The organism is Streptomyces polygonati (assembly GCF_042650325.1).
Lineage (GTDB): Bacteria > Actinomycetota > Actinomycetes > Streptomycetales > Streptomycetaceae > Actinacidiphila > Actinacidiphila polygonati.
The window spans coordinates 100,714-122,606 of the sequence record NZ_JBHSBB010000019.1 but is presented as its reverse complement, the minus strand read 5'-3'; the positions used below and the strand labels follow the sequence as shown (position 1 = coordinate 122,606).

At 69.6% G+C, this 21,893-nt stretch carries 16 protein-coding genes; 13 read left to right on the top strand and 3 right to left on the bottom strand.

Annotated features, from left to right (window positions below; translation table 11 throughout):
• Positions 1-40: 40 nt before the first annotated feature.
• From ACFO3J_RS26240 to ACFO3J_RS26225, 4 genes are all read left to right on the top strand, one after another.
• Positions 41-2,734, top strand: a complete 2,694-nt coding sequence (locus ACFO3J_RS26240; protein ID WP_386434027.1) for a sensor histidine kinase — start codon at positions 41-43, stop codon at positions 2,732-2,734.
• Positions 2,731-3,165 carry a roadblock/LC7 domain-containing protein gene (locus ACFO3J_RS26235; RefSeq protein WP_386434024.1) on the top strand — a complete coding sequence of 145 codons (435 nt, stop codon included), beginning with the start codon at positions 2,731-2,733 and terminating at the stop codon, positions 3,163-3,165. Before ACFO3J_RS26240 ends, ACFO3J_RS26235 begins: the two co-directional genes overlap by 4 nt.
• Complete coding sequence (locus tag ACFO3J_RS26230) at positions 3,162-3,530, top strand: DUF742 domain-containing protein (RefSeq protein ID WP_386434021.1); 369 nt, start codon at positions 3,162-3,164, stop codon at positions 3,528-3,530. Before ACFO3J_RS26235 ends, ACFO3J_RS26230 begins: the two co-directional genes overlap by 4 nt.
• Before the next feature lie 105 nt (positions 3,531-3,635).
• Complete coding sequence (locus ACFO3J_RS26225; RefSeq protein ID WP_386434018.1) at positions 3,636-4,244, top strand: GTP-binding protein; 609 nt, start codon at positions 3,636-3,638, stop codon at positions 4,242-4,244.
• A gap of 50 nt (positions 4,245-4,294) precedes the next feature.
• Here ACFO3J_RS26225 and ACFO3J_RS26220 read toward each other — a convergent pair whose 3' ends face one another.
• The 3 genes from ACFO3J_RS26220 to ACFO3J_RS26210 all read right to left on the bottom strand — a co-directional run bounded on the left by ACFO3J_RS26220 (position 4,295) and on the right by ACFO3J_RS26210 (position 7,691).
• On the bottom strand, positions 4,295-4,969 hold the full coding sequence (locus ACFO3J_RS26220; RefSeq protein WP_386434017.1) for a HemK2/MTQ2 family protein methyltransferase: 675 nt from the start codon (positions 4,967-4,969) through the stop codon (positions 4,295-4,297).
• Positions 4,970-5,049: 80 nt separating this feature from the next.
• Positions 5,050-5,865, bottom strand: coding sequence for an Fpg/Nei family DNA glycosylase (locus ACFO3J_RS26215; protein WP_386434014.1), 816 nt, complete (start codon positions 5,863-5,865; stop codon positions 5,050-5,052).
• 296 nt (positions 5,866-6,161) lie between these two features.
• Positions 6,162-7,691: a helix-turn-helix domain-containing protein gene (locus ACFO3J_RS26210; protein ID WP_386434011.1), complete on the bottom strand. Its 1,530-nt coding sequence runs from the start codon at positions 7,689-7,691 to the stop codon at positions 6,162-6,164.
• Between the two features lie 270 nt (positions 7,692-7,961).
• Here ACFO3J_RS26210 and acnA point away from each other — a divergent pair, with 270 nt between their 5' ends.
• From acnA to dxs, 9 genes are all read left to right on the top strand, one after another.
• Positions 7,962-10,676 (top strand): aconitate hydratase AcnA, encoded by a 2,715-nt coding sequence (gene acnA / locus ACFO3J_RS26205; protein WP_386434008.1) that lies wholly within the window; start codon positions 7,962-7,964, stop codon positions 10,674-10,676.
• A gap of 454 nt (positions 10,677-11,130) precedes the next feature.
• Complete coding sequence (gene ngcE, locus ACFO3J_RS26200; protein ID WP_386434005.1) at positions 11,131-12,540, top strand: N-acetylglucosamine/diacetylchitobiose ABC transporter substrate-binding protein; 1,410 nt, start codon at positions 11,131-11,133, stop codon at positions 12,538-12,540.
• Positions 12,541-12,623: 83 nt separating this feature from the next.
• Positions 12,624-13,556, top strand: a complete 933-nt coding sequence (locus ACFO3J_RS26195; RefSeq protein WP_386434003.1) for a carbohydrate ABC transporter permease — start codon at positions 12,624-12,626, stop codon at positions 13,554-13,556.
• A 14-nt stretch (positions 13,557-13,570) separates the two neighbouring features.
• Complete coding sequence (locus ACFO3J_RS26190) at positions 13,571-14,515, top strand: carbohydrate ABC transporter permease (RefSeq protein WP_386434001.1); 945 nt, start codon at positions 13,571-13,573, stop codon at positions 14,513-14,515.
• A gap of 251 nt (positions 14,516-14,766) precedes the next feature.
• Entirely contained in the window at positions 14,767-15,969 is a 1,203-nt protein-coding gene (locus ACFO3J_RS26185) for an ROK family transcriptional regulator (RefSeq protein WP_386433998.1), read from the top strand.
• Between the two features lie 139 nt (positions 15,970-16,108).
• Positions 16,109-17,221: a sugar ABC transporter substrate-binding protein gene (locus tag ACFO3J_RS26180; protein ID WP_386433996.1), complete on the top strand. Its 1,113-nt coding sequence runs from the start codon at positions 16,109-16,111 to the stop codon at positions 17,219-17,221.
• Between the two features lie 239 nt (positions 17,222-17,460).
• On the top strand, positions 17,461-18,249 hold the full coding sequence (locus ACFO3J_RS26175) for an ATP-binding cassette domain-containing protein (RefSeq protein WP_386433993.1): 789 nt from the start codon (positions 17,461-17,463) through the stop codon (positions 18,247-18,249).
• Positions 18,250-18,293: 44 nt separating this feature from the next.
• Positions 18,294-19,538: a sugar ABC transporter permease gene (locus tag ACFO3J_RS26170; protein ID WP_386434511.1), complete on the top strand. Its 1,245-nt coding sequence runs from the start codon at positions 18,294-18,296 to the stop codon at positions 19,536-19,538.
• A 263-nt stretch (positions 19,539-19,801) separates the two neighbouring features.
• Positions 19,802-21,820 carry a 1-deoxy-D-xylulose-5-phosphate synthase gene (gene dxs, locus ACFO3J_RS26165; RefSeq protein ID WP_386433990.1) on the top strand — a complete coding sequence of 673 codons (2,019 nt, stop codon included), beginning with the start codon at positions 19,802-19,804 and terminating at the stop codon, positions 21,818-21,820.
• Positions 21,821-21,893: the final 73 nt, after the last annotated feature.

Sequence of the window (21,893 nt, the reverse complement as noted above, 5' to 3'; positions counted from 1 at the left end):
GAAAAGACGTAGTTGGTCCATTCGCCGCAAATTCACGGCATTGCTGCTGCTTCCGCTGCTGTCGCTGGCCGCCTTGTGGGCCTATGCCGCCGACCTGTCCCTCGGAAACGCGCTCACCCTCGAGCACGAGAACACCATCGGCAATCACCTGGCGGCTCCCCTCGGGCACGCCATCGTCGCGCTGCAGGGTGAACGGCGCGGCTCGGTGGTGGCCGCCGCGTCGCCGACCGCCGATCCCTCGGGGCTGCGCCGGGCCAGGGGCGTGGTGGACGCCGCCGTGGCGGACTTCCTCAAGCAGGCGCACGACGGCAGCGTCAGGTCCGACGAGAACCCGGCGGTGCGCAAGGGCGTCGACGCCGCCGAACACGCGCTGGGCACCGTCCCGGCGATACGCCAGGGGGTCGACGCCGGCAAGCTGCCCGGCGACAAGGTCCTCGCGGCCTACACCGCCGTCGACAACAGCATCTCCGAGGCGCTGCGCGCCATGACGATCCTGCCGGACCAGGACGCCCAGGACTTCGGCCAGGCGCTGTACACGCTGGTGCCGGCGGGCGACGTGCTGTCCCAGGAGGACGCGCTCATCTCGGCCGCCGCCGCGAGCCCCGCCCACCGGCTCGACCCGGCCGCCTACAGCGCGGTCGTCCAGGACATCGGGACCCAGCGGACGCTCACCCAGCAGGCCGTGGCCCGCTTTCCGGCGCCCCAGCGCGTCCCCTTCCTGAAACTCGCCGGGCCGGACGGCGCGTTGGGCCGGGTCACCGCCATGGAGAACCAGCTCATCGACGCGGGGCCGCGCGCGGCCGGCCTGCCTTTCCCCATCGGGCAGTGGCGCGCCGCCTACGACGCCGAGGACCAGGTGGCGTCCAGCACGGCGCTCGACGACATCTCACTGGTCTTCACCCGCACCGGCCCGCCCGCCCGCCGCGCCTTCGTGGAACTGATCCTGGCCGGTCTGCTGGGCCTGATCGCGCTGATCGTCTCGGTGGTGATGTCGATCCGGATGGCCCGCTCGCTGATCGGCGACGTGGGCCGCCTGCACAGCTCCGCGCGCAACCTCACGGACAAGCAACTGCGCGACGTGGTCGGCAGGTTGCGCCGGGGGGAGAGCGTCGACGTACGCGGCGACATGACCCGCCCGGTCTTCGTCAACCGTGAGATGGCCGAACTCGGCGCGGCGTTCGACGCGCTCCAGCTCACCGCCGTGGAACTCGCCCACGAGGACATCCGGTTGCACCGCGGCATCAGCGATGTCTTCGTGAACCTCGCCCGCCGCAGCCAGACCCTGGTCCACCGCCAGCTCAGCATGCTCGACGCCATGGAGCGGCACGAGGAGGACCCGCGCACCCTGGAGGAGCTCTTCCGGCTCGACCAGCTCGCCACGCGTATGCGCCGCTACGCGGAGGGACTGATCATCGTCTCCGGCGCCCCTCCCGGACGCTTCTGGCGGCATCCGGTGCCCGCCGTGGACGTGGTGCGCGGCGCGATCGCCGAGACCGAGGACTACGCCCGGGTGGTGGTGCTGCCGGTGCCTTCGGTCGGCATCCGGGGCCGGGCCGCCGCCGACGTCATCCACCTGCTGGCCGAACTCATCGAGAACGCCGAGGTGTTCTCGCCGTCCGACAGCGAGGTCCGGGTCAGCCTCGGCACGGCGGCGGGGGGTCTGATCATCGAGATCGACGACCGCGGGCTCGGGATGCCGAGCGAGGAACTGGCCGCCGCCAACGAGCGCATCAGCTCCTCGCTCGACGTGAGCACGCTGGACAGCACCCGGCTCGGCCTGGTGACGGTCGGCCGGCTGGCCCAACGGCACGACATCAGCGTGTCGTTGCGGCAGTCGCCGTACGGCGGGGTCAACGCGGTCGTGCTGATCCCGCAGGACCTGCTGGAGTGGGAGCCGGCCGCGATACCGGCGCCCGGCCCCGCCCGCCCGGCCGCCGTTCCGGGCCAGCGCCATCCCTGGATGCGGCCCGGCGGCGAGGGCGAAGTGCTCGGCGAACCCGGCGAGCAGATGTCCGTCGCGGGCCCGGGACCCGGTGCCCCCCTCCCGACCGCGCCCGCGCCCGCCGCTGCCGCCCGTGCGTACACCGCCCCGGACCCCGCCTGGACGAACTCCCCGCCGCCGGGGGCCGGTTACGCGTCGGCCGCGCATTTCGCGCCGGTCGCCGACCAGGAGCAGCCGGACATGATCGACGGCCTGCCCCGCCGGGTGCCGCAGGCCAGTCTGGCCCGCGAACTGCTCAACGAGTCCGAGGAGTTGGAGGCCGGGCGGCTGATGGACTGGGGCGGCTCCGCTCCCGGCCCGTACCCCGGTGGTCCCGCGCCGCGCCCCGACACCGCCGCCGCGCAGCGGACAGCCGGATTCCCCTCGCCGTGGGGAGCGTACGAGGAGAACGGACCGGCCCTGGGCGGCAGCGCGTACCGGGACACCGGCCCGTACGGCGCCACCCCGTGGCCGGGCGGGCAGGGCCCGGAGCAAGCGGGCCCCGGCGGTCCCTTCCGCGATGCCGCGGCGGGCCGGCCCGAGCAGGTCCGTTCGATCATGTCGGCCCTCCAGGCGGGAGCCGCCCGCGCCCGCGTCGGCCACGGCGCCGCGTCCGGCGGCGGCCCCGCGTCCGGCGGCGGCCCCGCCGGCGCCCAGGTCCCGGCGGGCGGTCAGCAGGCCGGCGTCACCGGCCGGGCTCCGTTCCCCCCGTACACCCAGTACCCCGACCAAGGAAGGCACGGCGAGCGATGACGCAGTCCAACGTCTCCGAGATGAACTCCAATCTCGACTGGCTCCTGAGCGACATGGTGCGGCACGTGCCGGAGATCGGCCATGCGGTCCTGCTGTCCACGGACGGCCTGCTGCTCGGTGCCTCCGGCGAGATGAACCGCGATCAGGCCGAGCGGCTGTCGGCGGTCGCGTCCGGATTCCACAGCCTGGCCAAGGGGGCCGGGCGCCACTTCGGCGGCGGCGCGGTGCGCCAGACGATGGTGGAGATGGAGGCCGGGTTCCTCTTCGTGTGCGCCGCGGGGGAGAACGCCTGCCTGACCGCACTCACCCCCGAGGGGGCCGACATCGGTGTGGTGGCCTACGAGATGGCCATGCTGGTCAAGCGGCTCGGCCACCACCTGTCCGTGGAGTCCCGCCCCGATCAGGCCGAAGGCCCCAGGATGGTGATGTGACACCGGCGGAATGGGTGGACGACGCGGCCGGTCCCGTCGTCCGCCCCTACGCCATGGTGCGGGGAAGGACGCGCAGCGAGCGGTATCTGTTCGACCTGGTGGCCTTCGTCGTCACCGTCGTGGACACCCTGCACCACTGGGTGGAGATGCAGCCCGAGCACCAGGCCATCCTCACGATGTGTCGCCGTCCCCGGTCGGTGACCGAGGTGGCGGCCCGGATGAACCTGCCGGTGGGGGTGGTCCGGGTGCTGCTCAGCGACCTCCTGGACGCGCGGGCCATCCGGGTGCGCGAACCGGCCGATCCGGTCGGACGGCCCAGTGTGCAGGTCATCAGAGAGGTGCTCGAGGGACTCCGCGCGCTGTGAGGCCGGCCGCGCGCGGACCCGACCGGGAACACCGAAGAAGCGGTCGTGCGGCTCTCCGAGCCGGGGCCGAAGGCACAGGACCAAGGGTTGAAAGGCGAGTTCGCGATGTCAAAGGTGCTACGGGACGGTGGCCCCGCCACACCCGGTGACGACATGCCGGAGGCGGTGAAGATCCTGGTGGCCGGCGGCTTCGGCGCGGGGAAGAGCACGCTCGTGGCGGCGGTGAGCGAGATCGCCCCCTTCCACACCGAGGAGACCCTCACCCGTTCCGGCATCGGCATCGACGACCTGGCCGGGGTCGAGCGGAAGGGGACCACGACCGTCGCCATGGACTTCGGCCGGGTCACCATCCACAACCGGCTCGCGCTGTTCCTCTTCGGGACGCCGGGGCAGGACCGCTTCTGGTTCATGTGGGACGAACTCGCGGCCGGCGCGCTCTGCGCGGTCGTGCTGGCCGACACCCGCCGACTGGCCTCGTCGTTCCCCGCCGTCGACTACTTCGAGCGGCGCGGACTCCCCTTCGTCGTCGCCGTCAACTGCTTCGAGGGCGCGCGCACCTACCCGACCGAGACGGTGCGCGCCGCGCTGAGCCTCGGGCCGCAGGTGCCGGTCCTGCTGTGCGACGCCCGGGTCCGCGAATCCGCCAAGGAGATCCTGATCCACGCGGTCGAGCACGTGCTGACCATCGAGACCCGCCGCGCCGCCCGCACCTGAGCCCTTGCCGGCCGGCGGGGCCGGCGGGTGGCCGACGCGTGGCCCGGCGCTCAGCGGCGTCGCGCGCGGATGACCACCAGCTCCTCTTTCTCCTGCCCGTCGTCCATCAGCCCCTGACCGCGCAGCCAGGACCGGCGGGAGCGCAGCACCGGACCGATGGGGACGAGTTCGCGGTCGCTGACCTCGGCGTCCAGGCCCGCCAGCGCGAGGGCGTCGATGGTGGCTTCGACCCCGCACATCTCCGAATGGACCATGAGGAGGGTCCCGCCGGGCCGCAGCACCGATCCGGCGGCCGCGCAGACCCGGTCGACGACCGCCCGGCCGTCCCGGCCGCCGTCCCACGCCCGGGCCCTGCCGCGCAGCGGCGGCAGCGCGGCGGGCGCCGGTACGTACGGCGGGTTGCTGAGCAGCATGTCGTATCTCCCCGCGCCGAGGGCGGACAGGTCGCAGCGCACGACGGTGACGCGGCTGCGGTGGAGCGCGGCGTTCACCCGGGCGCACAGGACCGCGCGCCGGGAGACGTCGACAGCCGTGACCCTGGCCCCCAGCCGGGCGGCGTGCACCGCCAGGGCTCCGCTTCCGGTGCCGAGCTCCAGCACATGCGTCCCCGGGCCGATGTCCCGCCGGCCGACGGCCCGCATCAGCAGGTGGGTGTCGTGCTGGGGGGCGTAGACGCCGGGCAGCGTCAGCATGCGCCTCGGTCCGGCAAGGGGTGCTGTCGCCATGGCCGCCTCTCGTCCTCGTGCCGACGCCGAACGTGCCCGCCCCTCGTTCAGGGTGGGCCGCGCGCGGGCGGGGCGCCACTTCAGCGGTGCCCGGGTGTACCGGTCGCCGCCGTCTCCGGTTGGCAGTGGGGGCACCAGACGGTCCCGCGACCGCCGACCCTGCCGCGGCGCAGCGGCGTGCCGCAGCGCGGGCACCGCGGCGCCGCCCCGTCACGGTGCCCGGTGAGCCAGGAGGGCCGGCCCGGGACCTCTCCCGCCCGCACGGACAGCGTGAGGACGCGCCGCATGGCGGAGTGCAGCCGGCGGATGTCCTCCTCGGTGAGGCGGTTCGCGGGCCGCGTCGGGTGGAGGCGGGCACGCCACAGGATCTCGTCGACCAGCAGATTGCCCAGGCCGGCCAGCACGGACTGGTCCATCAGCAGGGGCTTGAGCCCGGCCCGGCGTCCGCCGAGCAGTTCCCGGAACTCCCGGCGGCCCACGGACAGCGCGTCCGGCCCCTGACCGGCCAGGGCCCGGCCCACCTCCGCCGCGGAGCCCGCGAGCCGCAGGCCCTGCAATTTGCGCTGGTCGCGGTAGCGCAGCTCATGCCCGCCGCCGAGGCCGATCCGCACCCGGTCGTGGGGGTGCGGGGGGTCGTCCGGGGAACAGCACAGCAGGCGTCCGGTCATCCCGAAGTGCAGCAGCAGCGCGGGGCCGTCGTCGGTCCGGGCGATCAGCCATTTGCCGTGCCGGTGGGGCGCGCTCAGCCTGCGGCCTTCCAGCCCCCGGCGCAGCCGGCCCGTGCTCACCCCGCGCAGCACTCCGGCATCGGCCACCGCGACCCGCTGGATCCGCCGCCCCTGCCCGCACGACGACAGCACCCGGCGGAAACCCTCGACATCGGGCAGTTCCGGCATACGACGCGCTCCTTCCCCGGGGCACGGTCTCGGGCCTGGGCGGCAGCGGGCGGCCCGGTTCCGCATGGGCGGCGGCGGGCGGCCAGGTTCGGTCGGCTCATCGACCGCCGGCGCGGCGGCGCGGGAGCGTCACTGCCGGGTACCCGACGACCACACCCGCGGCCACCGCGGAGCGCACCCCATTCAGTTCTTGGGCCCGAACCCGTCGCCGACGAGCCAGGCGCCCCGCGCCTCGCCACGTGACGGATGGCTGATCGCGGGGGCGGCGGCCGCGGGCCGGGACCAAACGGCGCCCCCTAGATGTCCCGGAAGATCTCGATCTGCGCGCCGATCGTGTTCAGCCGCTCCGCCAGGTCCTCGTAGCCCCGGTTGATGACGTACACATTGCGCAGCACCGACGTGCCCTCGGCCGCCATCATCGCCAGCAGGATGACGACCGCCGGGCGCAGCGCCGGGGGGCACATCATCTCGGCGGCGCGCCAGCGGGTGGGGCCCTCGACCAGGACCCGGTGCGGGTCGAGCAGTTTGACCTGGGCGCCCAGCCGGGTGAGTTCGGTCAGGTAGATCGCCCGGTTGTCGTAGACCCAGTCGTGGATCAGCGTGGAGCCCTGGGCGGTGGCCGCGATGGCCGCGAAGAACGGCACGTTGTCGATGTTGAGGCCCGGGAAGGGCATCGGGTGGATCTTGTCGATGGGGGAGCGGAGCTTGGACGGCCGGACGGTCAGGTCGACCAGCCGGGTGCGGCCGTTGTCGGCCCGGTATTCCGGGGTCAGTTCGTGGTCGAGGCCCATCTCCTCCAGCACCGCGAGTTCGATCTCCATGAACTCGATCGGCACCCGGCGGATGGTCAGCTCCGACTCGGTGACCACGGCGGCGGCCAGCAGGCTCATCGCCTCGACCGGGTCCTCCGAGGGCGCGTAGTCGACGTCGCGGTCGATGTCGGCCACGCCGTGGACGGTCAGCGTGGTGGTGCCGATGCCCTCGACCCGCACACCCAGCTCCTCCAGGAAGAAGCACAGGTCCTGGACCATGTAGTTGGAGCTGGCGTTGCGGATGACGGTGGCGCCCGCGTAGCGGGCGGCGGCCAGCAGCGCGTTCTCGGTCACGGTGTCGCCGCGCTCGGTCAGCACGATCGCGCGGTGCGGGGTGACCTCGCGGTCCACCTCGGCGTGGTAGGAGCCGTCGGTGGCGGTGATGTCGAGGCCGAAGTGCCGCAGCGCGTTCATATGCGGCTGGACCGTCCGGGTGCCCAGGTCGCAGCCGCCGGCGTACGGGATCTGGAAGCGGTCGGCGCGGTGCAGCAGCGGGCCGAGGAACATGATCACACTGCGGGTACGGCGGGCCGCGTCGGTGTCCATCGCGGCCAGGTCCAGCTCGGCGGGCGGTACGACCTCCAGGTCGTTGCCGTCGTTGATCCACCGGGTGCGGACCCCGATGCTGCCGAGCACCTCCAGGATCCGGTAGACCTCTTCGATCCGGGCGACCCGGCGCAGCGTGGTGCGGCCGGCGTTCAGCAGCGTCGCGCACAGCAGCGCCACACACGCGTTCTTGCTCGTCTTGACGTCTATGGCACCGGACAGCCGGCGCCCGCCGACCACCCGCAGGTGCATCGGGCCCGCGTAGCCCAGGGAGACGATCTCGCTGTCCAGCGCCTCGCCGATCCGGGCGATCATCTCAAGGCTGATGTTCTGATTGCCACGCTCAATACGGTTCACCGCACTCTGGCTGGTACCGAGCGCTTCGGCGAGCTGGGCCTGTGTCCAGCCACGATGCTGCCGCGCGTCCCGAATCAGCCTGCCGATACGTACCAGGTAGTCGTCGGTCATGTGATCGAGGCTATCTCTTATATGAGATGCGGCAACTCGGGACCCGCCATCAGTGACACAACCCGTACATTGCCCGACCGGTCGGTACATCGCATCTTCCCCGGCGGGCAGGCGCCACACCTGGAGACTACCGGGCCGGGGCATGACCCGGGCGCGGTGGTGTACTAGAGTTATCTCGACATCGAGATATCTGCCGAGGCGTACCGTCAGGTCGGCGGCAATGCGGGCAACGCGGTGGTACGCGCGAAATCATGCATGAAGGAGACTGTCGTGTCGGCGAACAGCTTCGACTCCCGCGGCACCCTGCGGGTGGGCGACGAGTCGTACGAGATCTTCCGGCTGGACAAGGTGGCCGGCTCCGCCCGACTGCCGTACAGCCTGAAGGTGCTGCTGGAGAATCTGCTCCGCACCGAGGACGGCGCGAACATCACCGCCGACCACATCCGGGCCGTCGGCGGCTGGGACTCGCAGGCCCAGCCAAGCCAGGAGATCCAGTTCACGCCGGCCCGGGTGATCATGCAGGACTTCACCGGCGTGCCCTGTGTGGTGGACCTGGCGACCATGCGCGAGGCGGTCAAGGAACTGGGCGGCGACGCGGCCAGGATCAACCCGCTGGCCCCCGCCGAGCTGGTCATCGACCACTCGGTCATCGCCGACCGCTTCGGCACCCCCGACTCCTTCGCGCAGAACGTGGAGTTGGAGTACGGCCGCAACAAGGAGCGCTACCAGTTCCTGCGCTGGGGCCAGACCGCCTTCGACGAGTTCAAGGTGGTCCCGCCCGGCACCGGCATCGTGCACCAGGTGAACATCGAGCACCTGGCCCGTACCGTGATGGTCCGCGGCGGCCAGGCCTACCCCGACACCCTCGTCGGCACCGACTCGCACACCACCATGGTCAACGGCCTCGGTGTGCTCGGCTGGGGCGTCGGCGGCATCGAGGCCGAGGCCGCGATGCTCGGCCAGCCGGTGTCCATGCTCATCCCGCGGGTGGTCGGCTTCAAGCTGACCGGTGAGCTGCCGGCCGGCACCACCGCCACCGACCTGGTGCTGACCATCACCGAGATGCTGCGCAAGCACGGTGTGGTCGGCAAGTTCGTGGAGTTCTACGGCGAGGGCGTCGGCGCCACCTCGCTGGCCAACCGCGCCACCATCGGCAACATGTCGCCGGAGTTCGGCTCCACCGCGGCGATCTTCCCGATCGACGCCGAGACGATCAGCTACCTGACGCTGACCGGCCGCTCCGCGCAGCAGGTCGCGCTGGTCGAGGCCTACGCCAAGGAGCAGGGCCTGTGGCTGGACCCGGCCGCCGAGCCGGACTACTCCGAGAAGCTGGAGCTGGACCTCTCCACCGTCGTCCCGTCCATCGCGGGGCCCAAGCGCCCGCAGGACCGTATCGTGCTGGCGAACGCCTCCCGGCAGTTCGCCCGCGACGTGCGCAACTACGTCACCGACGACGAGGAGGCGGGCAAGGAGTCCTTCCCGGCCTCGGACTCGCCCGCGACGACCAACGGAGTGCCGACCAAGCCCACCCTGGTGACGGCCCCCGACGGGACCAGCTACGAACTCGACCACGGCGCGGTCACCGTCGCCGCGATCACCTCGTGCACCAACACCTCGAACCCGTATGTGATGGTCGCCGCCGCGCTGGTGGCCAAGAAGGCGGTCGAGAACGGCCTGACCAGCAAGCCGTGGGTGAAGACCACGCTCGCCCCGGGCTCCAAGGTGGTCACCGACTACTTCGACAAGTCCGGCCTGACCCCGTACCTGAACAAGCTCGGCTTCAACCTGGTCGGCTACGGCTGCACCACCTGCATCGGCAACTCGGGCCCGCTGCCCGAGGAGGTGTCCAAGGCGGTCAACTCCGCGGACCTCGCGGTCACTTCGGTGCTGTCGGGCAACCGCAACTTCGAGGGCCGGATCAACCCCGACGTGAAGATGAACTACCTGGCGTCCCCGCCGCTGGTGGTCGCCTACGCCATCGCCGGCTCGATGAAGGTGGACATCACCCGGGACCCGCTGGGCACCGACCCGCAGGGCAAGCCGGTCTTCCTGGCCGACATCTGGCCGTCCGAGGCCGAGGTCAACGACGTGGTGGCCGCCTCCATCGGCCAGGACATGTTCAACCAGTCCTACCGGGACGTCTTCGCCGGCGACGAGCAGTGGCAGGCGCTGTCGATCCCGACCGGTGACACCTTCGAGTGGGACCCGCAGTCCACCTACGTCCGCAAGCCCCCGTACTTCGACGGGATGCGGATGGACCCGGAGCCGGTCGCCGACATCACCGGCGCCCGGGTGCTGGCCAAGCTGGGCGACTCGGTCACCACCGACCACATCTCCCCGGCCGGCGCCATCAAGGCCGACACACCGGCCGGACAGTACCTCACCGAGCACGACGTGGCGCGCCGCGACTTCAACAGCTACGGCTCGCGCCGCGGCAACCACGAGGTCATGATCCGCGGCACCTTCGCCAACATCCGGCTGCGCAACCAGATCGCCCCCGGCACCGAGGGCGGCTTCACCCGCGACTTCACCCAGCCGGACGGCCCGGTGGCGTTCATCTACGACGCCTCGCGCAACTACATCGAACAGGGGGTCCCGCTGGTCGTGCTGGCCGGCAAGGAGTACGGCTCCGGGTCGTCGCGCGACTGGGCGGCCAAGGGCACCGCGCTGCTCGGCGTCAAGGCGGTCGTCGCGGAGTCCTACGAGCGCATCCACCGCTCCAACCTGATCGGCATGGGTGTCCTGCCGCTGCAGTTCCCTGAGGGCGCGTCAGCGGCCACCCTGGGCCTCACCGGCGAGGAGGCCTTCACCATCACCGGTGTCACCGAGCTCAACGAGGGACGCACCCCGCGCACCGTCAAGGTCAGCACCGACACCGGCACCGAGTTCGACGCCGTGGTGCGCATCGACACCCCCGGCGAGGCGGACTACTACCGCAACGGCGGGATCATGCAGTACGTGCTTCGGTCGTTGATCCGCAAGTAACCAGCACGTAGCATCCGGTCCGTGCGACGGGCCGCATCCCTGTCAGCAGGGATGCGGCCCGTCCGTCTTTGTCCGGACGTGACCCCCCACCGGCCCTTCACTACTTGAACGCATGCCGCAGAAGGACTCGTTGACGATTGAATCCAAGATCCGGCCGATCCTTCGACGGCGAGTCATCCCACGTTTCGGACAGGTCTCAACTCGGGAAAGCTTACTGTCCAAACCGGCAATGGATCTTGCCCTCCCGGAGAGAAGTGGACTATACCTGTCGCGTCCAAGGAACCCGCCTCGCAGCGGGGCGGGGCGGGGGGAACGGCGGGCTCGGCAGCCAGCCGATACGGTGACGTACCCCTCCCCGATGGATGCACGGCATCACTTCACGCTTCATCTGTTCGCGGTCGTCGGCGGATTCCGCTGCACCGCATGAGTCCTGTTAGAAGGCGAGGACTTGAGCATGGGATCCGAATTCAACCGTCGGGATCTGGTCAAGCGTTCCGCGGCGCTCGGCCTGGTCGCCATCCCGTCGGCCGGCCTGCTGAGCGCTTGCGCGTCCGATGGTGGCGACAGCAGTTCCAGCACGCCCACCACCACCGCCCCGGCGGCCGGTGCCACGGTCGACCCGAAGAACCCGTTCGGCGTCAAGGACGCCGACCCGCTGGACATCGTCATCTTCGACGGCGGTTACGGCCACGACTACGCCACCGCGCTGGGCAAGCTCTACGAGCAGCAGCACAGCGGATCCAAGGCGAGCGTCCTGGCCACCCAGGACATCATCGGCAAGCTCCAGCCCCGCTTCAACGGCGGTACCCCGCCGGACGTCATCGACGACTCGGGCGCCCAGCAGATCAAGCTGGACACCCTGCAGAGCAGCGGCCAGCTGGCGGACCTCACCCCGCTGCTGGACGCGCCGTACCTGGACGACCCGACCAAGAAGGTCCGCGACGTGCTGCAGCCCGGCACGATCGAGAGCGGCACGCTGGCCGGGAAGATGTACTCGCTGAGCTACATCTACACCGTCAGCGGACTGTGGTACTCGGGCAAGCTGTTCAAGCAGCACGGCTGGACCCCGCCGAAGACCTGGAAGGACTTCATCTCGCTCTGCGGCGAGATCAAGAAGGCCGGCATCGCGCCGTTCTGCTACCAGGGCAAGTACCCGTACTACATGAACACGCCGATCCTGGACCTGGCCGCCAAGAACGGCGGTCTGGACATCCAGAAGCGTGTCGACGCGATGGACCCGACGGTCTGGGACGAGCCGGCGATCAAGAACGCCGTCGAGGCCGCCTACCAGATCGTGTCCAACAACTACCTGCTCCCCGGCACCAACGGTCTGACCCACATCGAGTCGCAGACCGCGTGGAACCAGTACAAGGCCGCCTTCATCCCGTGCGGCTCCTGGCTGGAGAACGAGCAGATGAAGGCCACCCCGGCCGACTTCGACATGAAGTTCCTGCCGATGCCCTCGCTCGACGGCGACAAGCTGCCGTGGGAGTCCATCCGGGCGGGCGCCGGTGAGCCGTTCATCGTGCCGGAGAAGGCCAAGAACAAGGCCGGCGGCCTTGAGTTCCTGCGCATGATGCTGACCAAGGAGGGCTCCGGCCGGTTCGCCGCCGCAGCCAACTCGCTCACCGTGCTGCAGAACGGTGTCGGCTCCGACGTCAAGCTGCGTCCGGGCACCGCCTCCACCGTGGTGGCGATCGACGCTGCCGGCAACAACACGTTCAACTTCAACTACCCCAACACCAACAGCGTGTTCGACGTCGCGCTGCAGGGTGCCACCGCCGAGCTGATGGCGAAGCGCTCCACCCCCACCCAGTGGATCGCCAAGGCCAAGGCGGCCGCGTCGAAGGAAAAGAAGGCCTGACCTAACGACGTCGTGCGAGCCGCGGGGGCCGGAGGTGTTCCGGTCCCCGCGGCGGCGCAGCCCCTCGATCAGGAGCAGGATCCATGCAGCATCGCAAATACCCCTTTATTGTGGGTTTCCTCATCGTTCCGCTCGTCCTGTACATCGTCTTCGTGATCTGGCCGTATCTCCAGACCTTCGGATATTCGATGACGGACTGGAAGGGCGAGTCCCAGAGCTTCAAGTTCATCGGGTTCGACAACTACACGGCGCTGTTCCACGACGGCGTGTTCAGAACCGCGCTGTGGCACAACATCCTGCTGCTGATCTTCCTGCCGATAATCACCATCCTGCTGGCGCTCTTCTTCGCCTTCATGGTGAACGTGGGCGGCCGTGAGCGGGCTGGCGGCGTCGAGGGCGTGCGCGGAGCCGGCTTCTACAAGATCGTCTACTTCTTCCCGCAGGTGCTGTCGGTCGCCATCCTGATCGTGCTGTTCGGCGCGGTCTACCGCAGCGACTCCTCGGGTCTGCTCAACGGCGTCCTGGTCAAGGTGCACCTGGAGGACGCCAACAACCCGATCGAGTGGCTCAACGACCCCAAGCTGGTGCTCTGGTGCCTGCTGGCCATCCAGATCTGGGCCGGCGTCGGCTTCTACCTGGTGCTGTTCTCCGCCGCCATGCAGTCCATCCCCAAGGACATCTACGAGGCCGCGCTGCTGGACGGCGCCGGGCGCTCGCAGACCTTCTTCAAGGTGACGCTGCCGTTGCTGTGGGACAGCGTGCAGACCTCGTGGGTGTACATCTCGATCTTCGCCATGGACTTCTTCGCCCTGGTCTCGGGTCTGACCCCGGGCACCGGCTACGGCGGCGGCCCCGACCACCACAGCGAGGTGATGGCCACCTATCTGATGCGCAACTTCCAGTTCTTCGGCAAGAGCGGCTACGCCTGCGCACAAGGCGTGATCATCATGCTGGTGACCTTGATCGTATCCGCCGTCACGCTCCGGGCCTCCCGGCGCGACCGTATCGAGTTCTGAGCGGGGAAAGCACCATGACCTCACCCATCACCGAGTCGCAGGCCGGTCTGATCGACCAGGTCCCCGTCCCGGGTGATCTCCGCAAGCGGAAGACGACCGACGGCGAAGGTTACGACGGGGCCGGCGGCCGGGTGCTGAACGTCTTCTCGCACGGCTTCCTGGCGCTGTGGGCGATCATGATCGTCCTGCCGCTGGGCTGGATCATCCTCAGCGCGTTCAAGAACAACGCCGAGATCGGCGCCAGCGCCTGGTCCTGGCCCTCGCACTGGAGCTTCGGCGCCTTCGGCCGGGCCTGGGACAAGGGCATCGGCGACTTCTTCCTGAACACCGTGATCGTGATGATCTTCTCGGTGCCGCTGACCATGCTGCTCGGCGCGATGGTCGCCTATGTGCTGGCCCGGTACGAGTTCCCCGGCAACAGGTTCTTCTACTACCTGTTCGTCAGCGGCGCGATGTTCCCGTACTTCCTCGCCCTGGTGCCGCTGTTCTTCATGGTGAAGAACCTGCACATGCTGAACACCTACCAGGGCCTGATCCTGGTGTACATCGCCTACTCGCTGCCGTTCACCACCTTCTTCATGCACTCGTTCTTCAAGACGCTGCCGACCGCGGTGCACGAGGCGGCGGTGCTGGACGGGGCCTCGCACACCCGGACGTTCTTCCAGATCATGCTGCCGATGGCCAAGCCCGGGCTGCTGAGCGTCGGCATCTTCAACGTGCTCGGCCAGTGGAACCAGTACATCCTGCCGGTCACCCTCATGCAGCAGCAGAGCAGCACCGACAAGGACCACTCCATGCTGGCCCAGGGCCTGGTGAACCTGGCGCTGTCGCAGGGCTACTCCGGCGACTACCCGGCGCTCTTCGCCGGCATGGTGATCGCCATGCTGCCGGTGCTGGTGGTGTACCTCTCCTTCCAGCGGCAGGTTCAGGCCGGCCTCACGGCGGGCACCTTGAAGTAGACCGCGCAGCCGCACCCGGGGCAGTCACCGGGCCGGCCCGAGCGGCTCCGCGCACCCGCGGAGCCGCTGCTCGGCGTTCCCGGTCGTTTCGCATAACGGTGTGGTTCTCCCCCTTGACGGGACATCACCCCAAACACTCAACTTAGAGTTCACATGTTGTAGACGACGGGGTCTCGCTGGTGTGATGCCGGTGTGGTGCCGTCCGTGCGGGCAGCCGGAGGCGCTCCGACTGCCGGGCAGGAGTGGATGTCGTGGAGACTCCGGGATCGCAGTCATCACTGCACCGGGCCAACCTGGAACGCGTCGTGCGCGCCGTACGGCTCGCCGGTTCGCTGACCCAGGCCGAGATCGCCCGGAGCACGGGGCTGTCGGCCGCAACGGTGTCCAACATCGTCCGGGAACTGCGGGACAACGGAACGGTGCAGGTCACGCCGACCTCCTCAGGGGGTCGGCGGGCGCGCAGCGTGTCGCTGTCCGGGGACGCCGGGATCGTGGTGGGAGTCGATTTCGGCCACTCGCACCTGCGGGTCGCGGTCGGCAATCTGGCCCACCAGGTGCTGGCCGAGCAGTCCGAGCCGATCGACGTGGACGCCTCCGCGTCGCAGGGCTTCGACCGGGCCGAGCAACTCGTTGCCCGGCTGGTGGAGTCCACCGGCATCAGCCCGGAGAAGGTGCTGGGGGTCGGACTCGGTGTGCCGGGCCCGATCGACGTGGAGTCCGGGACCCTCGGCTCGACCGCGATCCTGCCCGGCTGGAGCGGCATCAACCCCCGCCAGGAGCTCACCGACCGGCTGGGCGTCCCGGTCCAGGTGGACAACGACGCCAACCTCGGCGCGCTCGGCGAGCTGGTGTGGGGCGGCGGCCGCGGGGTCAAGGACCTGGCGTACATCAAGGTGGCCAGCGGTGTCGGCGCCGGCCTGGTGATAGACGGCCGGATCTACCGCGGACCGGGCGGCACCGCGGGTGAGATCGGCCACATCACGCTCGACGAGTCCGGTCCGGTCTGCCGCTGCGGCAATCGCGGCTGTCTGGAAACCTTCACCGCCGCGCGCTATGTGCTCGAACTGCTCAGGGGCAGCCACGGCGACGGACTGACCGTGCCGAAGATGGTGCAGCTGGCCCGTGAGGGCGATCCGGGGTGCCGCCGGGTGATCGGGGATGTCGGACGTCACATCGGCATGGGTGTCGCCAGCCTCTGCAACATCTTGAACCCCAGCAGGATCGTGCTGGGCGGCGATCTGGCCGAGGCGGGGGAGCTGGTGCTCGGCCCGATAAGGGAGTCCGTGTCGCGCTACGCCATCCCCAGCGCGGCCCAGCGGCTGTCGGTGATGCCCGGGGCGCTCGGCGCTCGCGCGGAGGTTCTGGGGGCACTTGCCCTGGTGTTGAGCGAGATGGGCGATTCAACACTTTTGGACGGAAATGCTGCGGTTGATGAGCCCGCCTTTTCAGCATAACTGAGCGTTCACACTGCTAACGAAACGCGCCGTTGCCATCTCGTTAAGTGTTTACTTCTTGACGACACGGTGTCAGCCGGAGTTGACTCACGAGCACCTCGGCCGCGGTGTTGCGGCCCTGTCAGGGAGGCAACCTCACATGAACGCAATGACGCGTCGCTTCGCTGTCGGAACGGTAGCCGTTTCGATCGCGCTCACCATGGCCGCATGCGGCAAGGCGGGTGACAGCAAGGGGTCGAGCAGCGCCAGCGCCAGCAGTAGCAGCAGCGGCGCCTCGGCCAAGTCCATCGGCCTGCTGCTGCCCGAGAACGCGACCACGCGCTACGAGAAGTTCGACAAGCCGCTGATCGAGGCGAAGATCAAGGAGCTTTGTCCTGACTGCACGGTCAGCTACGACAACGCCGCCGCTGACCCCGCCAAGCAGGCGCAGCAGGTCAACACCATGATCACCAAGGGCGTCAAGGTCCTCATCCTCGACCCGCAGGACTCGGTCGGCATCAAGTCCTCCGTCGAGGCCGCGGTCGCCGCCGGCATCAAGGTCGTCGCCTACGACCGCCTCGCCGAGGGCCCCATCTCCGCCTACGTCAGCTACGACAACGAGAAGGTCGGCGAGCTGCAGGGCCAGGCGCTGCTGGACGCGATGGGCCCCGCCGCCACCCCGAAGTCGAAGATCGTCATGATCGACGGCGACCCGGCCGACCCGAACGCCGCCCAGTTCAAGGCCGGTGCCCACAAGATCCTCGACGGCAAGGTGGACATCGCCTACGAGCAGAGCGGTCTGTGGAAGGACACCGTCGCCAACCAGAAGGTCACCGCGGCGATCACCCAGCTCGGCAAGGCCAACATCAAGGGCGTCTACTCCGCCAATGACGGTATGGCCGGTGGTATCGCCACCGCACTGAAGGGCGCGGGCATCAAGGTGCCGCTGACCGGACAGGACGCCGAACTCGCGGGTCTGCAGCGGATCCTGGTCGGCACCCAGACCAGCACGATCTACAAGGCCTACAAGCCCGAGGCGGACGCCACCGCCGAGATCGCGGTGGACCTGCTGCAGGGCAAGGACTTCAAGTCCGTCGCCACCACCACGGCCACCAGCCTCTCCGGCCAGACCGTCCCGGCCCTGCTCATCGGCGCCACCTCGGTCACCAAGGCGAACATCAAGAGCACGGTCATCGCCGACGGTCTGTACACCACCAGCCAGCTGTGCACCGCCGAGTTCGCGTCGGCCTGCAAGGCCGCGGGTATCTCGTAGTCGTAGTCTTCGGTAGCAACACCCTCCCGAAATAAGCCTGTCCGGCACCTCGCCTCAACCAAACCACCCCGCTGCGAGGCGGGGTGCCGGACGGAAACGCTTACGTCGGGGGATCGCGGTACAGGGGAACGGGATTACCCCTTCCCCGTTCCCCGTTCACTTGTAATCCTGTGCTTCTGGCACTCCCTCCGCGGCTGTATCCAGCACGCGGCATCCCCGCCGGTCAGGCGGCGAAGGAGATGGTTCACGTGTCCGCTACGCCCGTGCTGGCGTTGCGCGGAGTCTCCAAGCGATTCGGTGCGGTCCAAGCCCTCACCGAAGTCGAGTTGGAGGTTCAGTCCGGAGAGGTCGTCGCCCTGGTGGGTGACAACGGTGCCGGCAAGTCGACGCTGGTCAAGACCATTGCCGGCGTCCACCCCATCGATGAAGGCGTCATCGAGTGGGAGGGCCGGCCGGTCACGATCAACCGGCCGCAGGACGCCCAGCACCTCGGTATCGCCACCGTCTACCAGGACCTCGCCCTGTGCGACAACCTGGACGTGGTGGGAAACCTCTACCTCGGACGGGAGCTGCTCCGCTTCGGCAGCCTCGACGAGGTCACGATGGAAAAGCGCGCCCGCGAACTCCTCAGCACCCTCTCGATCCGCATCCCCAGTGTGCGGATACCGATCGCCAGCCTCTCCGGTGGTCAGCGCCAGGTGGTGGCCATCGCCCGCGCCCTGATCGGTGAGCCCAAGGTCGTCATCCTCGACGAGCCCACCGCCGCCCTCGGCGTCGAGCAGACCGCCCAGGTCCTCGACCTGGTCGAGCGGCTGCGCGAGCGGGGTCTCGGGGTGATCCTCATCAGCCACAACATGGCCGACGTCAACGCGGTCGCGGACACCGTCCACGTACTGCGGCTGGGCAAGAACAACGGTTCCTTCGACGTGAAGGGCACCACGAACGAAGAGATCATCGCCGCGATCACCGGTGCCACGGACAATGCCGTGACCCGTCGGCAGGCGCGCAACGCGGAGGCGGCCAAGTGAGCAGCGACAAGGGCACCCTGGACACGTCGACGCAGGCCGAAGAGATGCCGCCGCCCGCGGTACAGGCCATCGACCCCCGGCTGCTGATACGCGAAGAGGGCTTCAAGGGCTACCTCACCGAGTTCAAGCGCAAGCTCAAGGGCGGTGAACTCGGCTCGCTGCCGGTCGTCGTCGGCCTGATCATCATCTGGACGATCTTCCAGGTGAAGGACAGCCTGTTCCTGAGCTCGAACAACCTGGTGAACGTCAGTTACTTCCTGGCGGCCACCGGCATGATAGCCATCGGCCTGGTCTTCGTGCTGCTGCTGGGCGAGATCGACCTGTCGGTCGCCTCGGTCAGTGGTCTGTCGGCCGCCATCTTCGCGATCTTCGCCACCACGCACGGGATGAATCCCTGGCTGGCGGTGCTGCTGACCGTGCTGACCGGTATCGGGATCGGCGCCATCCACGGCTTCTTCTTCGCCAAGATCGGCGTACCGGCGTTCGTCGTCACCCTGGCGGGCAACCTGGGCTGGAACGGCCTGATGCTGTGGCTGCTCGGCTCGACCGGCAGCCTCTCGATCCAGGACACCGGCCCCATGCACCTGCTGGGCCAGCGGTCGTACTTCATGAACCAGTCGATCGCCGGCGCCTATGTGCTGGCGACGGTCGGCGTCCTCGCCCTGCTCGCCAGCTCGCTGGTCGAGCAGGTCCGCCGCCGCAAGGCCGGCGTCCCGTTCCGTCCCACCAGTGAGATCATCCTGCGCGTCGTCGCGCTCGCGGTGGTCTCCTACGTGGCCGCGTACGTGCTCAACAAGTCCACCGGTGTGCCCAACGCGCTGGTGATCTTCCTGGTCGCGCTGGTCATCTGCGACTTCGTGCTGCGCCGTACCACCTTCGGCCGCAAGGTCTTCGCGGTCGGCGGCGGCATCGAGGCCGCCCGCCGCGCCGGTATCAACGTGGCCATGGTCCGGATCGCGGTCTTCGCCATCTCCGGCGGCTTCGCGGCGCTGGGCGGCCTGTTCCTGGCCGGCCAGACCTACACCGCGACCCTGCAGGCCGGACAGGGCAACCTGCTGATGCTCGCCATCGCGGCGGCCGTCATCGGCGGCACCAGCCTGTTCGGCGGTCGCGGCAACGTCTGGTCCGCGCTGCTGGGCATGCTGGTCATCCAGTCCATCCAGACCGGTCTGGACCTGCTCAACATGAACACCTCCATCCAGTACATGATCACCGGCGCGGTGCTGCTGGCCGCGGTGGTCATCGACTCGGTGTCCCGCCAGACCCAGAAGACCTCGGGCCGGGCGTAACCCGAACGGCGGCCCCGCCGGTATTCCGGACGGGACCCGCACCGCGCACCACCGGCATCATCGGCACCCACCCGGACCGCCGGGCGGACCTGGACTTCCAGGACCGCCCGGCGGTTTCGTACATACGCTCGAACAGGGGCCATCAGGCCCACTCGTGACATTCATCGCACGGGTCGGCCGACGAGCCGCTAAGCGGAACATTAGACTCGTCCGAAAGCCGGACCGGCCGAAGGCACCGGCGGACGCGACGCAAGGAGGAACGGGTGGCAGTGCTGACCCGTATCAACGGACCCCGTGACCTCGACCGGCTCGGCCAGCCCGAGCTGGTGGAACTGGCCGGGGAGATCCGGGCCTTCCTCGTCGACGCGGTGTCCAAGACCGGCGGGCACCTCGGCCCCAACCTCGGCGTGGTCGAACTGACCATCGCACTGCACCGGGTGTTCCACTCGCCGAAGGACCGCGTGCTGTTCGACACCGGGCACCAGGCCTATGTGCACAAGCTGCTCACCGGCCGTCAGGACTTCACCGGGCTCAAGAGCAAGGGCGGCCTGTCCGGCTACCCCTCGCGCGCCGAGTCCGAGCACGACGTGATCGAGAACAGCCACGCCTCCACCGTGCTCGGCTGGGCCGACGGCCTGGCCAAGGCCAATGAGCTGCTCGGCCGCGACGACCACGTGGCCGCCGTGATCGGCGACGGCGCGCTCACCGGCGGCATGGCCTGGGAGGCGCTGAACAACATCGCCGCCGCCAAGGACCGGCCGCTGGTCATCGTGGTCAACGACAACGAATGGTCGTACTCCCCGACCATCGGCGGCCTGGCCAACCACCTGGCCACCTTGCGCACCACCGACGGCTACGAGCAGTTCCTGGCCCGCACCCGCGAAGTGCTGGAGCGCACCCCGCTGATCGGCCGGCCGCTCTACGAGACGCTGCACGGCGCCAAGAAGGGCCTGAAGGACTTCATCACCCCGCAGGGCATGTTCGAGGACCTGGGCCTGAAGTACCTCGGCCCGATCGACGGCCACGACATCGAGGCGGTCGAGTCCGCCCTGCAGCGCGCCAAGCGCTTCCGCGGCCCGGTCATCGTGCACTGCATCACCGAGAAGGGCCGCGGCTACCGCCCCGCCGAGCGCGACGAGACCGACCGCTTCCACGGCATCGGCCCGATCCACCCCGACACCGGCCTGCCCATCGCCGCGGCCGGCGCCGACTGGACCTCGGTCTTCGGCGACGAGATGCTCGAACTCGGCAAGGAACGCGCCGACATCGTGGCCATCACCGCCGCCATGCTGCACCCGGTCGGCCTCACCAAGTTCGCCGCGGCCTTCCCGCACCGGGTCTTCGACGTCGGCATCGCCGAGCAGCATGCCGCCACCTCGGCGGCGGGCCTGGCCACCGGCGGTCTGCACCCGGTGGTGGCGGTCTACGCGACCTTCCTCAACCGGGCCTTCGACCAGGTGCTGATGGATGTCGCCCTGCACAAGTGCGGCGTCACCTTCGTACTGGACCGGGCTGGCGTCACCGGCAGCGACGGCGCCTCGCACAACGGCATGTGGGACATGTCCATCCTCCAGGTCGTCCCCGGGCTGCGGATCGCCGCCCCGCGCGACGCCGACCAGGTGCGCGCCCAGCTGCGCGAGGCGGTGGCGGTCGAGGACGCGCCGACCGTGGTGCGCTACTCCAAGGGCGCGGTCGGCCCCGCCGTCGCCGCGCTCGGCCGGATCGGCGGCATGGACGTGCTGCGCGCGCCCGCCGCCGGCACCGACCGCCCCGACGTCCTGCTGGTCTCGGTCGGCGCGCTGGCCCCGATGTGCCTGGAGATCGCCGGCCTGCTGGACGCCCAGGGCATCACCAGCACCGTGGTGGACCCCCGCTGGGTCAAGCCGGTCGACCCGGAGCTGCCCGGGCTGGCCGCCCGGCACCGCGTGGTGGTCACGGTGGAGGACAACAGCCGGGTCGGCGGTGTCGGCGCCGGCATCGCCCAGGCGCTGCGCGACGCCGAAGTGGACGTACCCCTGCGGGACTTCGGCATCCCGCCGGAATTCCTCGGGCACGGCTCCCGCAAGGACGTGATGGCCGGCATCGGCCTGACCGCCCCGGACATCGCCCGCCAGGTGACCGGCGTGGTCGCCACCATCGACGGCCGGTTCGTCGACGAGGCGGGACCGCTGGCCGGCGCGGTGACCCCGGTCCCCGCCGTCCCCGGGCAGACCGCGGAAGCGGCCGAACCCGCCGACGGCACCGGGCGCAGCGACTCCGCCGCGGAGAGCACCCGCGACTGAGCACCGAGCCTGCCGAGCGCTGAATCGACCGAGCGCCGAATCGACCGAGCGCCGAGCCGGCCGAGCGCTCCAT

Excerpts from the sequence above, each read along its gene's own strand:
- ACFO3J_RS26235 (WP_386434024.1), top strand. The coding sequence starts at position 2,731 with ATGACGCAGTCCAACGTCTCCGAGATGAACTCCAATCTCGACTGGCTC.
- ACFO3J_RS26225 (WP_386434018.1), top strand. The coding sequence starts at position 3,636 with ATGTCAAAGGTGCTACGGGACGGTGGCCCCGCCACACCCGGTGACGAC.
- ACFO3J_RS26220 (WP_386434017.1), bottom strand. The coding sequence starts at position 4,969 with ATGGCGACAGCACCCCTTGCCGGACCGAGGCGCATGCTGACGCTGCCC.
- ACFO3J_RS26215 (WP_386434014.1), bottom strand. The coding sequence starts at position 5,865 with ATGCCGGAACTGCCCGATGTCGAGGGTTTCCGCCGGGTGCTGTCGTCG.
- ACFO3J_RS26210 (WP_386434011.1), bottom strand. The coding sequence starts at position 7,691 with ATGACCGACGACTACCTGGTACGTATCGGCAGGCTGATTCGGGACGCG.
- ngcE (WP_386434005.1), top strand. The coding sequence starts at position 11,131 with ATGGGATCCGAATTCAACCGTCGGGATCTGGTCAAGCGTTCCGCGGCG.
- ACFO3J_RS26195 (WP_386434003.1), top strand. The coding sequence starts at position 12,624 with ATGCAGCATCGCAAATACCCCTTTATTGTGGGTTTCCTCATCGTTCCG.
- ACFO3J_RS26190 (WP_386434001.1), top strand. The coding sequence starts at position 13,571 with ATGACCTCACCCATCACCGAGTCGCAGGCCGGTCTGATCGACCAGGTC.
- ACFO3J_RS26180 (WP_386433996.1), top strand. The coding sequence starts at position 16,109 with ATGAACGCAATGACGCGTCGCTTCGCTGTCGGAACGGTAGCCGTTTCG.
- ACFO3J_RS26175 (WP_386433993.1), top strand. The coding sequence starts at position 17,461 with ATGGTTCACGTGTCCGCTACGCCCGTGCTGGCGTTGCGCGGAGTCTCC.
- ACFO3J_RS26170 (WP_386434511.1), top strand. The coding sequence starts at position 18,294 with ATGCCGCCGCCCGCGGTACAGGCCATCGACCCCCGGCTGCTGATACGC.